8 protein-coding genes are annotated in these 14,422 nt (G+C 70.9%); 4 read left to right on the forward strand and 4 right to left on the reverse strand.

The window, feature by feature from the left end; genetic code table 11:
* Positions 1 to 5: 5 nt before the first annotated feature.
* The gene (gene glgB, locus ET445_RS11130; protein WP_243695179.1) at positions 6 to 2,219 is read right to left on the reverse strand and encodes a 1,4-alpha-glucan branching protein GlgB; all 2,214 of its coding nucleotides are present in this window, start codon (positions 2,217 to 2,219) and stop codon (positions 6 to 8) included.
* A complete protein-coding gene (locus ET445_RS11135) occupies positions 2,212 to 4,266 on the reverse strand; it encodes a maltotransferase domain-containing protein (protein WP_129191338.1) in 2,055 nt (684 codons plus the stop codon). Before ET445_RS11135 ends, glgB begins: the two co-directional genes overlap by 8 nt.
* A 109-nt stretch (positions 4,267 to 4,375) precedes the next feature.
* Here ET445_RS11135 and glgP point away from each other — a divergent pair, with 109 nt between their 5' ends.
* Positions 4,376 to 6,934, forward strand: a complete 2,559-nt coding sequence (gene glgP, locus ET445_RS11140; RefSeq protein ID WP_129191339.1) for an alpha-glucan family phosphorylase — start codon at positions 4,376 to 4,378, stop codon at positions 6,932 to 6,934.
* A gap of 33 nt (positions 6,935 to 6,967) precedes the next feature.
* Here glgP and ybaK read toward each other — a convergent pair whose 3' ends face one another.
* Both ybaK and glgX read right to left on the reverse strand, forming a co-directional pair.
* Positions 6,968 to 7,465 (reverse strand): Cys-tRNA(Pro) deacylase, encoded by a 498-nt coding sequence (ybaK, locus tag ET445_RS11145; protein ID WP_129191341.1) that lies wholly within the window; start codon positions 7,463 to 7,465, stop codon positions 6,968 to 6,970.
* Positions 7,465 to 9,543: a glycogen debranching protein GlgX gene (gene glgX / locus ET445_RS11150; RefSeq protein ID WP_129191343.1), complete on the reverse strand. Its 2,079-nt coding sequence runs from the start codon at positions 9,541 to 9,543 to the stop codon at positions 7,465 to 7,467. Before glgX ends, ybaK begins: the two co-directional genes overlap by 1 nt.
* A gap of 18 nt (positions 9,544 to 9,561) precedes the next feature.
* On the opposite strand from glgX, the gene ET445_RS11155 reads away from it, so the two are divergent.
* From ET445_RS11155 to ligA, 3 genes are all read left to right on the forward strand, one after another.
* Positions 9,562 to 10,782: a cysteine desulfurase family protein gene (locus ET445_RS11155; RefSeq protein ID WP_129191344.1), complete on the forward strand. Its 1,221-nt coding sequence runs from the start codon at positions 9,562 to 9,564 to the stop codon at positions 10,780 to 10,782.
* A 66-nt stretch (positions 10,783 to 10,848) separates the two neighbouring features.
* Positions 10,849 to 11,991, forward strand: coding sequence for a tRNA 2-thiouridine(34) synthase MnmA (gene mnmA, locus ET445_RS11160; protein ID WP_129191346.1), 1,143 nt, complete (start codon positions 10,849 to 10,851; stop codon positions 11,989 to 11,991).
* A 63-nt stretch (positions 11,992 to 12,054) separates the two neighbouring features.
* Positions 12,055 to 14,415: an NAD-dependent DNA ligase LigA gene (ligA, locus tag ET445_RS11165; RefSeq protein ID WP_129191347.1), complete on the forward strand. Its 2,361-nt coding sequence runs from the start codon at positions 12,055 to 12,057 to the stop codon at positions 14,413 to 14,415.
* Positions 14,416 to 14,422 lie beyond the last annotated feature (7 nt).

Below are 14,422 nucleotides of genomic sequence, written 5' to 3' on the forward strand. Positions count from 1 at the left end.
CTCGATCACCCGTCGTAGCGGAACCACACCGCGCCGAGCGGCGGCAGTGTGAAGCTCGCCGACGCCGGACGGCCCGACCACGGGTCATCCGTCGCGTCGACGCCGCCGAGGTTGCCGACGCCCGATCCGCCGTACTCCGTGGCATCCGAGTTCAGGATCTCGGTCCAGCGCCCCGCAAGCGGGAGCCCCAGCCGGAAGCCCTCGTGCGGGCGCCCCGCGAAGTTCACGACGCAGAGGACCGGTCGCCGTTCCAGGTCGTAGCGGAGGAACGCGATGACGTTCTCGGCCGCCGCGCCGCCCTCGACCCACTCGAAGCCCGCCGAATCGTCGTCGAGCTGCCAGAGCTGGGGCAACGACGTGTAGGTGCGGTTGAGCTGTCCGACGAACTCGGCGAGCTGACGGTGGGTCGGCTGGTCGAGGATCCACCAGTCGAGGCCGCGCTCCTCGCTCCACTCGGAGAGCTGCCCGAACTCCTGCCCCATGAAGAGCAGCTGCTTGCCGGGATGCGCCCACATGTACGAGAGGTAGGCGCGCGCGTTCGCGAGCTGCTGCCAGTGGTCGCCGGGCATCTTGCGGAGGAGCGACCCCTTGCCGTGCACGACCTCGTCGTGGCTGATCGGGAGGATGAAGTGCTCGCTGAAGGCGTACAGGAACGAGAACGTGAGGTCGTGGTGGTGGTGCGAGCGGTACATCGGGTCTTTCTGGATGTACTGCAGGGTGTCGTGCATCCACCCCATGTTCCACTTGTAGCCGAAGCCGAGGCCTCCCGAGTTCGTCGGCGCGGTGACCCCCGGCCATGACGTCGACTCCTCGGCGATCATGACGATGCCGGGGTTGCGCTTGTAGGCCGTCGCGGTCGCCTCCTGCAGGAAGCCGATCGCTTCGAGGTGCTCGCGCCCGCCGTGGATGTTGGGCAGCCACTGGCCGTCTTCGCGCGAGTAGTCGAGGTAGAGCATGGATGCCACGGCATCGACCCTGAGGCCGTCGACGTGGAACTCCTCCAACCAGAAGAGCGCGTTGGCGACGAGGAAGTTGCGGACGCGCGGATTGCCGTAGTCGAAGACGTAGGTGCCCCAGTCGAGCTGTTCGCCGCGGCGGGGGTCGGGGTGCTCGTAGAGGGGTTCGCCGTCGAAGCGGGCGAGCGCCCACTCGTCTTTCGGGAAGTGGCCAGGGACCCAGTCCATGATGACGCCGATGCGCGCCTGGTGCAGACGGTCGATGAGGTACCGGAGGTCGTCGGGCGAGCCGAAACGGCTCGTCGCGGCGTAGTAGCCGGTGACCTGGTAGCCCCAGGAGCCGCCGAACGGGTGCTCGGCGAGCGGCATGAACTCGACATGCGTGTACCCGAGCCACTGCACATACTCGATGAGCTCGTCGGCGACGTCGCGATACGACTTGCCGGGGCGCCACGATCCGAGGTGGAGTTCGTAGATGCTCATGGGTTCGGAGTGCGCGTTCGTGTGCGCCCGGCGAGACATCCATTCGCCGTCTTCCCAGCCGTAGCGGCCGTCGTCGGCGACGACCGACCCGGTCGCGGGAGAGACTTCGGCCTGGCGGGCCATGGGGTCGGCGCGCATGACCCAGGTGTCGGCCTGGGTGAGGAGCTGGAACTTGTACGTCGCGCCGGGCGCGAGGTCGGGCACGAACAGCTCCCACACGCCGCTGCCGCCCATGCTGCGCATGGCGTGGCTCTCGCCGCTCCACCGGTTGAAGTCGCCCACCACGCGCACGGCCTTCGCTCGCGGCGCCCACACCGTGAACGACGTGCCGGCGACCTGTCCGCCGAGACCCCAGTGCTCGCGGTGGTGCGCCCCGAGCACGCGCCAGAGCTCTTCGTGACGACCCTCCTGGATCAGATGGAGGTCGAGCTCGCCGATCGTCGGAGCGAAGCGGTACGGGTCGTCGGCGGTCCAGTCGGTGCCGTCGTCGTAGCGTGCGCGGACCCGATAGTCGGTCGGCCCGAACTCGCCCGCGCCCGCCCAGATGCCGTATCCGACGTGGAGGAGCGGGAGGGACGTGCCGTCGTCGAAGACGGCGTCGACGGATGCCGCGAGGGGGCGGAGCGTGCGGATGACGGTGTGCGGCCCGGCAGCGCCCGCGATCTCGAACCCGTGCTGGCCGAGGACCGAGTGCGGATCGGAGTGGCGGCCTTCGGCGACGGCGGCGAGGACGTCGTTCGAGACGACCGGTCCGGTGACGGGGGCGACGGGTTCAGGCACTGGCTCCTCGTTTCCTGCTCGCACGCACCGGCTTCTCGGACTCGCGGACGACGCGCAGGACGTGCGCGGGCCGCGTGAACGCGTCGAGCCGGACGTAGTTCGACGTACTCCACTCCCAGCGTTCGCCGTCGACCAGGTCTTCGACGGTGAACGGTTCGCCGGGAGTCAGACCGAGCGCCTCGAGGTCGAGGTGCACGGTGGTCTCGCGCACGGAGTGCGGGTCGACGTTCGCGACGACGATGATCGTGTCGTCGGCGCCGGTGCCGGTGAACGCCTTCTCGAGGTGCTTGGAGTACGCGATGACGGAGTCGTCGTCGGTGTGGTGGACGTGCAGGTTGCGGAGCTGGCCGAGCGCAGGGTGGTCGCGTCGGATGCCGTTGAGGATGCCGAGGTAGAGCGCGAGGGAGCGGCCCTCGCGCTCGGCGGCGGCGAAGTCGCGCGGCTTGTACTCGTACTTCTCGTTGTCGATGGCCTCTTCGGCGCCGGGGCGCGCGACCGACTCGAAGAGCTCGAAGCCCGCATACACGCCCCAGGTCGGAGCCGCGGTCGCGGCGATCGTGGCTCGCACGGTGAACGCCGCAGGCCCGCCGAACTGGAGGTACTCGGTGAGGATGTCGGGGGTGTTCACGAAGAGGTTCGGACGCAGGTAGTCGGCCGTCTCGTCGGCGAGCGACGTGAGGAACTCCTCGAGCTCGCCCTTCGTGTTCCGCCACGTGAAGTACGTGTACGACTGCTGGAACCCTGCAGCCGCGAGTGATCGCAGCATCGCGGGGCGCGTGAAGGCCTCGGCGAGGAAGACCACGTCGGGCGCCTCGTCGTTGACCTCGCGGATGATCCTCTCCCAGAACGCGAGCGGCTTCGTGTGCGGGTTGTCGACGCGGAAGATGCGCACGCCCTGCTTCATCCAGTGCCGGATGATGCGGAGCACTTCAGAGAAGATGCCCTCGGGGTCGTCGTCGAAGTTCACCGGATAGATGTCCTGATACTTCTTCGGCGGGTTCTCCGCGTAGCGGATGGTGCCGTCGGGCAGGACCGTGAACCACTCGGGGTGGTCGATCACCCACGGGTGGTCGGGCGAGGCTTGGAGGGCGAGGTCGAGGGCGACCTCGAGACCGAGGGATGTCGCCCGCCGGACGAAGGCGCGGAAGTCGGCGAGGGTGCCGAGGTCGGGGTGGACGGCGTCGTGGCCGCCCGGCGTGCCGTCGGCGAGCGGGCCGCCGATCGCCCACGGCGAGCCGGGGTCGCTCGGGCCCGGGGCCAGCGTGTTGTTCGGGCCTTTGCGGTTCGTGACGCCGATCGGGTGGATCGGGGGGAGGTAGACGACGTCGAAGCCCATCGCGGCGACGCCGTCGAGCCGCTTCGCGGCCGTGCGGAACGTGCCCGACTTCCACGTGCCGTCCTTCTGGCGCTTCGCGCCCTCCGACCGCGGGAAGAACTCGTACCACGCGCCGACGCCGGCTCGCCGCCGCTCGACGAGGAGTTCGCGCTCGTCGGAGTCGGTCGTGAGCCGCGCGAGCGGGCGGGCGGCGAACTCGTCGAGCACGGCGTCGTCGACGAGCGCCCGACGGGCCTCGGGCGAGGCATCCGCGTCTCTCAGTCGTGCGGCGATCTCGGCGAGTCGCTTGCGAATCGGCGCCGGACGCGACTTCTCGGCGACCGCGCGGTCGAGCAGGAGCGCGCCGATCTCGTACATGAGCTCGACGTCGACGCCCGCGTCGATCTTCAGGGCCGCGTCATGCCGCCACGTCGCGATCTCGTCGCCGAAGCCCGTGATGCGGAACCGCCACAGCCCGACGACGTCGAGGCGCACGCGCGCCTCCCAGCGATCGGTGCCGGGAGCCAGGGGCCGCATGCGGTGCCGCGTCTCCTCGCCCGTGGGCGAGGTGAGCACGAGCATCGCGCCGACGGCGTCATGCCCTTCGCGGAACACGGTCGCGCGGAACGGCACGACCTCGCCCTCGAACGCCTTCGGACGCCACCGCGGCTCGGGGGCGGCGGGCGTGACATGCGTGACCGGGATGCGGAGAGGCAGAGACTCGTGGCTCACGCTCACGACCGTAGCGTGTCCGAGCCGCCTCCGAGACCCGCCGCCGACGTGCGGCGGCTCGGAACATCCTGTTCACACACGTGACACGTGTCGCACATAGTGTTGCCCTGTGAAGCCGATTCGCAAGTTCACGGTCCGTGCGGTCGTCCCTGCGCCGCTTTCTGCACTCGAAGAGCTCGCCGGCAACCTGCGCTGGTCCTGGCACGAGCCGACTCGCCGCCTCTTCGAGCACATCGATCCCGAGACATGGGCGACGAGCGGCCGCGACCCCGTCGCATTCCTCGGCGAGGTCGATCCCGCGAAGCTCGAGGAGTTCGCCGCCGACGAGCAGTACGTCGCATGGGCCGAACGCGAGCGCGCCGCGCTCCGCGAATACCTCACCGAACCGCGCTGGTACCAGTCGCTCGGCGACGATGCGCCGCGCGTCATCGCGTACTTCTCGCCCGAGTTCGGCATCACGGAAGCGCTCCCGCAGTACTCGGGCGGCCTCGGCATCCTCGCGGGCGACCACCTCAAGGCCGCGAGCGACCTCGGCGTGCCGATCGTCGCCGTCGGCCTCTTCTACAAGGCCGGCTACTTCTCGCAGTCGATCTCGCCCGACGGCTGGCAGCAGGAGCGCTACCCCGTCCAAGACCCCGACGGGCTGCCGCTCTCGCTCGTCCGCGGCCCAGACGGCTCCGCCGTCCAGATCACCCTCGGCCTGCCCGCGGGCGGTGCGCTCGCGGCGCGCGTCTGGCGCGCCCGCGTCGGCCGCGTCGACCTGCTGCTCCTCGACACCGACGTGCCCGCCAACTCCGACGACCTCCGCTCGGTGACCGACCGCCTCTACGGCGGCGGCGGCGAGCACCGGCTCCTGCAAGAACTGCTCCTCGGCGTCGGCGGCGTGCGCGCACTCCGCGCATGGGCCGAGATCACCGGCACGAGCTTCCCGGGCGTCTTCCACATGAACGAGGGCCACGCCGGCTTCCTCGGACTCGAACGCATCTCGGCGTTCATCGGCGAAGGGCTCTCGTTCGTCGAAGCGCTCCAGGTCGTCCGCGCCTCGACGGTGTTCACGACGCACACGCCCGTGCCCGCCGGCATCGACCGCTTCGACCGCGCGCTCGTCGAGCGGTACCTCACCGAGACGCTCCTGCCCGCCATCAAACCCGCCGACGCGCTCGCCCTCGGCGTCGAACCCGGCGCCGACCCCGCCACGAGCGCGTTCAATATGGCCGTCATGGGACTCCGCCTCGCGCAGCACGCCAACGGCGTCTCGAAGCTCCACGGCGACGTCAGCCGGCGCATGTTCGGATCGCTCTGGCCCGGATTCGACGCCGACGAAGTGCCGATCACCTCGGTCACGAACGGCGTCCACGCGCCCACCTGGACCGACCCGGCGGTCCTCGCGCTCGCCGAGGAGACCCTCGGCACGGCCGACCCCGAGCACGCCGACTGGCTGAGCCCCGCCCTCGAGAACGCGTCGCTGTGGGCCGTCAAGCGGCGCATGCGCGTGCAACTCGTCGAAGACGCGCGGCGCCGGCTCGAAGCATCCTGGACGTCCCAGCACTCGGGGGCCGCGGCGCCCGAGTGGCTCGGCCGGGTGCTCGACCCCGACGCCCTCACGATCGGATTCGCGCGCCGCGTGCCGACCTACAAGCGCCTGACGCTCATGCTGCAGGACCCCGAGCGGCTGAAGGCCATCCTCACCGACCCCGAGCGGCCCGTGCAGTTCGTCATCGCGGGCAAGTCGCACCCCGCCGACGACGAGGGCAAGCGGCTGATCCAACGGCTCGTGCAGTTCGCCCAGCAGCCCGAGCTGCGCGAGCGGATCGTGTTCCTGCCCGACTACGACATGGGCATGGCCGCGACGCTCTACCCGGGCTGCGACGTGTGGCTCAACAACCCGCTGCGCCCGCTCGAGGCGTGCGGCACGTCGGGCATGAAGGCCGCGCTCAACGGCGCGCTCAACCTGTCGATCCTCGACGGCTGGTGGGCCGAGTTCGCCGAGGAGGATTACGGCTGGGTCATCCCGTCGGCCGACCGGGCCGGGGACGCCGCCGAGCGCGACGCGCTCGAAGCGGCCGCGCTGTACGACCTCATCGAGCACCGGATCATGCCGAAGTTCTTCGATCGCGACAGCGACGACGTGCCCGCCGACTGGGTCGGCATGCTCCGCTCAACCCTCGCGAACCTCGCCCCCGAGCTCGGCGCCGACCGCATGGTGCGCGAGTACGTCGACCGCCTCTACCGCCACGCGTGGCGGCACACCGTCGAGGTGACGGCCGACCTCGCGCGCGGAGCGCGGGAGCTCGCCGCGTTCACCGCCCGCGTCCGCGCGGCGTGGCCCGGGGTGTCGGTCGTGCACGTCGAGTCGGGTGGCATCGACACGCCCCACGTGGGCGACGAACTGCGCTTGCGCGCCCTCGTCGAACTCGGCTCGCTCTCGCCCGACGATGTGCAGGTCGAGGTCGTCTCGGGGCGGTCGACCGCCGACGAGGTCATCGTCGACCCCCAGCGCGAAGCGCTCGAACTCGTCAACGCGAAGGATGCCACGGGGCCGCGCGCGTACGAGGGCGCCGTGACGCTCGACCGCGCCGGGGGCTTCGGCTACACCGTGCGCGTCGTGCCGAAGCATCCGCTGCTCCAGAGCGCGGCCGAGCTCGGGCTCGTGACGGTCGCGCAGTAGCGGGGGAGCCCGGTCGGCGCTCCCGCGCGGGACTCAGCGCACGCGAGCGATCGCCGCGTACCGGCCGCCCGTCACGGCGAGGAGGTCGTCGGGCGCGAGCTCGAGGTCGAGTCCGCGGCGCCCGCCCGACACGAGGATCGTCTCGTGGAGGATCGCCGACTCGTCGAGGACGGTCGGCGAGGGCGTCTTCTGCCCGATGGGACTGATGCCGCCGACGACGTAGCCGGTCTTGCGCTCCGCGACGGCGGGGTCTGCCATCTCGGCGCGCTTGCCGCCGACGGCGGTCGCGAGCGCCTTCAGGTCGAGGTGCATCGCGACCGGCACGATGCCGACGGCGAGCACGCCGTCCACCGTCGCGAGGAGCGTCTTGAACACGCGCTCGGGGTCGGCGCCGAGCTTCTCGGCCGCTTCGAGCCCGAACGCCGCGGCGCGCGGGTCGTGGTCGTAGGCGCGCACGGTGAAGGGGATGCCCGCGGCGGCGAGGGCCACGGTGGCCGGCGTGCCGGCCGAGACATCCGTCTTCTTGGCCATTACGCGTCTTCTGCCCGATAGAGCCGCATCGTACACGGGCCGATCGCGACGCGATCGCCCGGCAGGGCGCGCTCGGGAGCGGCGGACACGTCGTCGGGCATCTCGTCGCCCGAATCCCAGAGGAGCGTGTACCCGCCGACGCCCTCATGGGCGGGAAGCACGACCTCGGTCTCGGTCTCGCGCGCGTGCACGACGAGGAGGATGCGGTTGAACGGCTCGGTCATCGGGGTCGAGGCCGCGAGGAACTGCAGCGTGCGCTCGGCGGGGGAGTTCCAGTCGTCGATCGTCATGGTGTCGCCGTCGGCGCTGTACCAGTCCATGTTGCTCGCCCCGGGCGTGCGCTCGCCGAAGGTCTTGTAGCGCACCGGCCGGAGGGCCGGGTTCTCCTTCCGCAGCCGGATGAGGTGCTTCGTCGTCGCGAGCAGCTCGGGTGCGAAGCGCGGCCGCTCCTCGGCGTCCCATGCGAGCCACGTGAGGCGCGAGTCGTGGCAGTAGGCGTTGTTGTTCCCGCGCTGGCTGCGGCCGAACTCATCGCCCGCGGTCAGCATGGGCACGCCCGACGAGAACAGGAGGGTGCCGAGGAGGTTCCGGATGCTCCGCCTGCGCGCCGCCCGCACGACCGCGTCGGCCGACTCGCCCTCGACGCCGTGGTTGTACGAGTTGTTGTTGTCGCTGCCGTCGCGGTTCGACTCGCCGTTGCCCTCGTTGTGCTTGCGGTCGTAGGCCGTGAGGTCGGCGAGGGTGAAGCCGTCGTGCGCGGTGATGAAGTTGAGGCTCGCGAGGGGCCCGCGCTCGGCCGCGAACGTGTTCGACGACCCCGCGAGTCGGGTGGCGAAACGGCCGATGCCGCTGCCGTCCTCGCCCGTCTTGCGCTCCCGGCGGAGGTCTCCGAGCCAGAAGTCGCGCATGCGGTCTCGGTATCGGTCGTTCCACTCGGTGAAGCCGGCGGGGAAGTTGCCGGTCTGCCAGCCGCCGGGGCCGACGTCCCAGGGTTCGGCGATGAGCTTCGTCTTCGAGAGCACGGGGTCGGCGAGCATGGCCGCGAGGAGCGGGTGGCCGGCTTCGAACTCGCCGTGATCGCCGCGGCCGAGGGTCGCCGCGAGGTCGAGGCGGAAGCCGTCGACGCCGAGTTCGTCGGCCCAGTACCGCATCGAGTCGAGGACGAGCCGCGATGGCGCCTCGTTGCCGAAGTCGAGGGTGTTGCCGCAGCCCGTCGTGTCGACGTACCGGCCGTGGGCGTCGTGGCGGTAGTACCCCGCGTTGTCGATGCCCCGGAAACTGTACGTCTTGCCCGAGGAGAGCCCTTCTTCGGCCGTGTGGTTGTAGACGACGTCCAGGATGACTTCGAGTCCCGCGGCATGGAGCCGGTCGACCATGCCCGCGAACTCGCGTCGCACGCCGTCGGGGCCGGCCTTCTGCGCCTCGGCGGTCGCGTACTGCGGGTGCGGGGTGAAGAACGCGAGCGTGTTGTAACCCCAGTAGTTGACCTTCCCCTGCTTGAGCAGCCGCTCCTCCGAGACGAACGCGTGCACGGGCAGCAGTTCGACGGCCGTGACGCCGAGGTCTTTCAGGTAGTCGATCGAAGCGTCATGTGCGAGGCCCGCATAGGTGCCGCGGAGGCGCTTCGGGATCTCGTGGTTCAGGCGGCTGAAGCCGCGCACGTGCGCCTCGTAGACGACCGAGCGGTCGAGCGGCGTGTCGGGCTTCGGCGCCCGCTGCCAGGAGCCGTCGTCGAGCGCGCCGAGCGCGACGCCGCGCCACGAGCCGTCGTCGGCGCGCGCAAGACCGCGCGCGTACGGGTCGAGGAGCGTGTAGACCGGGTTGAAGGCGTGGCCGGGGCCCGTGGGTCCGTCGACGCTCACGCCGTAGCGCGATCCGGGGACGAGGAGCGGTGAGGATGCCTCCCACACGCCGTGCTCGTCGCGCACCGCCTCGACGCGGTCGACCGCCCAGTCGAGGTCGGCCGGATCGAAGACGAGGAGCTCGACCGAGGTCGCGTTCTCGGACCACAGGCGCAGCGTGCCGCCGTCGGGTCGGGCGAGGACGCCGAGGTCGGTCAGGGGGTCTGCCGCAGGCATGCGATCTACAGTAGTTCCATGGCGTACCTCGACCACGCCGCCACGACCCCGATGCGCCCCGAGGCGATCGATGCGTTCACCGCGGCCCTCGCGATCACGGGCAACCCCGCGTCGATCCACAGCGCCGGCCAGGCCGCGAAACGGCTGCTCGAGGAGTCGCGCGAACAGGTCGCCGCGACGCTCGGCGCCGACGCCATCGAGGTCGTCTTCACGGGCAGCGGCACCGAGTCGGTGAACCTCGCGATCAAGGGGCTGTACTGGCAGCGGCAGGCGGATGTCCCGCGCCCGCGCATCCTCTATCCGGGCGGCGAGCACCACGCGACGATCGACACCGTCGAGTGGCTCGCGCAGCGCGAGGGCGCCGAACTCGTCGAGCTTCCGGTCGACGCGGTCGGCAGGGTGCGCCTCGACGCCCTCGCGGCCGAATTGGCCGAGCACGCGGCATCCGTCGCCCTCGTCACGATGCTGTGGGCCTCGAACGAAGTGGGCACGATCCAGCCCGTCCGCGAGGTCGCGGCGCTCGCGGCGCGCGCGGGCGTGCCGCTCCACGTCGACGCGATCGCCGCCTACGGGCAGGTGCCGATCGATGTACGTGCGATCCGGCGCGAGACCGACGCCCCGGCCGGTGCCGGCCTCGTCGCGCTGAGCGTGTCGGCGCACAAGCTCGGCGGGCCCGCGGGCATCGGCGCGCTCGTCCTCGATCGCACGGCGAAGATCGAGCCGCTGCTGCACGGCGGCGGCCAGCAGCGACGCATCCGTTCGGGCACGCAAGACGTGGCGGCCGCGGCGGCATTCGCGGCTGCCGCGACGTCGGTCTCGGCACGCCTCGACGACGATGCGCTTCGGATGTCTCGCTTGCGCGACCGCATCATCGCAGGCGTCGCCGAGCTCGTGCCCGACGCGCGGCTCTCGGGAGACCCGTCGCCCGATGGGCGTCTGCCCGCGAACGTGCACTTCTCGTTCCCCGGCTGCGAGGGCGACTCGCTGCTCTTCCTCTTGGATGCCTCGGGCGTCAACGTCTCCACGGGGTCGGCGTGCCAGGCGGGCGTTCCCGAGCCCTCGCACGTGCTCATGGCCATGGGCCGGAGCGAAGCCGACGCGCGCGGCGCCCTCCGCCTCACCCTGGGGCATGTCTCGACCGATGCCGACGTCGACGCGTTCCTCGCAGCGCTGCCCGAGGCGTACGCGCGCGCGTCGCGTGCCGGCCTCGCCGCCCGATCGACCTCCTTCGACCGCTGAGGCATACTCGGGGCATCCTGGGGCTTCGGGGCATCCGCTCAGCGCGCGTTTCGTAGACTGGAATCCATGCGAGTGCTTGCGGCGATGTCAGGCGGCGTCGACAGCGCCGTCGCGGCGGCGCGCGCCGTCGAGGCGGGCCATGACGTCGTGGGGGTCCACCTGGCCCTCAGCCGGATGCCCGGCACCCTCCGGACCGGCAGCCGCGGCTGCTGCACGATCGAGGACTCGATGGACGCGCAGCGCGCCGCGAACGTGCTCGGCATCCCGTACTACGTGTGGGACTTCTCCGAGCGCTTCAAGGCCGACGTCGTCGACGACTTCATCGCCGAGTACGCGGCCGGCCGCACGCCGAACCCCTGCATGCGCTGCAACGAGCGCGTCAAGTTCGCCGCCCTCCTCGAGAAGGCGCTCGCGCTGGGCTTCGACGCCGTCGCCACCGGTCACTACGCGAAGGTGCTTCCGGATGCCTCGGGGCGGCTCGAACTCCATCGTGCATCGGCCGAGGCGAAGGACCAGAGCTACGTGCTCGGCGTCCTGACCGCAGAGCAGCTCGCGCACGCCTACTTCCCGCTCGGCGACACGCCCTCGAAAGAACTCGTGCGCCAGGAGGCCGAGCGTCGCGGGCTCTCGGTCGCGCGCAAGCCCGACTCGTACGACATCTGCTTCATCCCCGACGGCGACACCAAGGGCTGGCTCGCCGACAAGGTCGGCGAGATGCCCGGCGACATCGTCGACCGGTCGGGCGCCGTCGTCGGCAGCCACCAGGGTGCGCACGCCTACACGGTCGGCCAGCGCCGCGGCCTGCACCTCGGCGTCCCCGCCGCCGACGGCAAGCCCAGGTTCGTGCTCGAGGTGCGGCCCAAGCAGAACACCGTCGTCGTCGGCCCCAAAGAGGCGCTCGCCGTCGGGCTCATCGCCGGCTCGCGGTTCTCGTGGGCCGGGGCCGACCCCGAGGCATCCGGTCTCATCGCCTCGCCCGGCGATGAGTTCGCGTGCGAGGTGCAGATTCGCGCTCACGCCGACCCCGTGCCCGCCGTCGCGCACATCGGTGCGCACGACGAGACGGGCGAGCCCGAGTTGGTCGTCGTGCCTGACGCGCCCCTTGACGGCGTCGCCCCCGGACAGACCGCCGTCGTCTACGTCGGCACGCGCGTGCTGGGCCAGTGCACGATCGACCGCACGGTGTCAGCGGTTCCCGTCGGGGTCTGATCTCAGGTCGGGCTCGAGGTCCGGCGCCGTGCCCGTGTCGGCGGCCTTCCCTAGGATTGGGCTGTGAGCGACATCCGCGACCTCCCGACCGACTTCGACGCAGCCCACCGCGAGTCCGAGACGCTGCGCGAGCGCATCGAGCAGGCGCGGCTCGCGTACTACGGCGATGGTGACTCGACGCTCTCCGACGCAGAGTACGACGCCGACTTCCACCGGCTCCAAGCGCTCGAAGCGGCGTTCCCCGAGCTCGTCGGGCAAGACAGCCCGACCCAGCAGGTCGGTGCCGCGATCGTGTCGGCGGGGTTCCCCGAGCACGAGCATGCCGAGCGCATGCTGAGCCTCGACAACGTCTTCTCGATCGACGAGTTCCGCGAGTGGGCGACGAAGACCGCCGCGGCGGCGGGCAGGCCCGTGCGCTGGCTCTCCGAGCTCAAGATCGACGGGCTCGCGATCAGCCTCGCCTACCGCGACGGCGTGCTCGAGACGGCGACCACGCGCGGCGACGGGCGCGTCGGCGAAGACATCACCGAGAACGTCGACTTCATCCCAGTCATCCCGCGCACCCTGTCGGGCGAGGGGTTCCCGCCGTTCTTCGAGGTGCGCGGCGAGATCTTCCTGAAGACCGTCGACTTCGAGGCGCTCAACGACCGCCAGCACGCGCTGCAGGCGGCCTACGAGACCGAAGAACTCGCCAAGGGCCGAGCGGCCGACGCGATCAAGACGAAGTACCCCGAGTTCGCGAACGCGCGCAACACGGCAGCCGGCAGCCTGCGGCAGCGACGCGAGAACAAGTCCGACGCCGAACTCGCCCTCATGCGCGAACGGCTCGGGAGGCTCTCGCTCTACCTCCACGGCATCGGCGCGTGGGCCGGTGTCGACGAGACCGGGCCCGAGGTGCGCAACCAGTCCGAGATCTACGGCTTGCTCGCCGGGTGGGGGTTGCCCGTCTCACCGCACTCGCGCGTGTTCGAGACGGTCGACGAGGTCGCCGACTACATCGTCGAGCGCGGCGAGCACCGCCACTCGGTCGAGCACGAGATCGACGGCATCGTCGTCAAGGTCGACGAACTCGGACTGCACGACGAGCTCGGTGCCACGAGCCGAGCACCGCGCTGGGCGATCGCCTACAAGTACCCGCCCGAAGAGGTGCACACGAAGCTCCTCGACATCGTCGTCGGCGTGGGTCGCACCGGCCGGGCCACGCCCTACGCCGTCATGGAGCCCGTCAAGGTCGCAGGCTCGACCGTGCGGCAGGCGACGCTCCACAACCAGCAGGTCGTGAAGGCGAAGGGCGTGCTCATCGGCGACACCGTCGTGCTCCGCAAAGCGGGCGATGTCATCCCCGAGATCCTCGGCGCCGTCGAGCAGCTGCGCGACGGCAGCGAGATCGAGTGGCACATGCCCGAGTTCTGCCCCGAGTGCGGCACCACGCTCCGAGCGATGAAAGAGGGCGACGTCGACCTCCGTTGCCCCAACGCGAGGTCGTGCCCGGCCCAGGTGCGCGGGCGCGTCGAGCACATCGGGTCGCGCGGCGGCCTCGACATCGAAGCCCTCGGCGAAGTCACGGCCGCGGCGCTCACGCAGCCGCTCATCCCCGTGATCCCGCCGCTCGCGACCGAGGCGCGGCTGTTCGACCTCGAACTCGACGAGCTCGTCCCCATCGAGGTCGTCGTGCGCGACGCCGAGACGGGCGAGTTGAAACTCGACGAAGCGACGGGTGCGCCCGTACGGCGAGCGCCGTTCCAGAAGTTCGGGCCGAAGTCGTACCCGCCGGGCACCGAAGACCTCGACCCGGCGGAGCGTCGTCGCCGCGGCATCCGGAAGGACTACCAAGAGGTCCTGCCCTCGGGCGCCGCCACGACCCTTCTCGCCGAACTCGAGAAGGCGAAGACCAAGCCGCTGTGGCGACTCCTCGTCTCGCTCAACATCCGGCATGTCGGCCCGGTCGCGGCGCGCGCGCTCGCCGACTGGTTCGGGTCGCTCGACGCGATCCGTGCCGCGAGCCGCGACGAACTCGCCGAGGTCGACGGAGTCGGCGGGATCATCGCCGACTCCCTCCTCGACTGGTTCGACGTCGACTGGCACCGCGAGATCGTCGAGCGGTGGACGGCTGCCGGCGTGCAATGGGCGATCCCGGGGCATCCGGGGCCCGGCGCGGCCGCCGAAGCCGGGGGAGTGCTCGCGGGGCTCACGGTCGTCGCGACCGGCTCGCTCGAAGGATATTCGCGCGAAGGCGCGCAGGAGGCGATCATCGCAGCGGGCGGCAAGGCCGCGTCGAGCGTGTCGAAGAAGACCGACTTCGTCGCCGCGGGGCCCGGCGCCGGGTCGAAGCTCACGAAGGCCGAAGAGCTCGGCATCAGAGTGCTGGATGCCGCGCAGTTCAAGCTGCTCGTGACCGAGGGGCCGGCAGCGCTCGACGCGTAGCGCGGGG

Origin of the sequence: Agromyces protaetiae (assembly GCF_004135405.1) — a bacterium.
Lineage (GTDB): Bacteria > Actinomycetota > Actinomycetes > Actinomycetales > Microbacteriaceae > Agromyces > Agromyces protaetiae.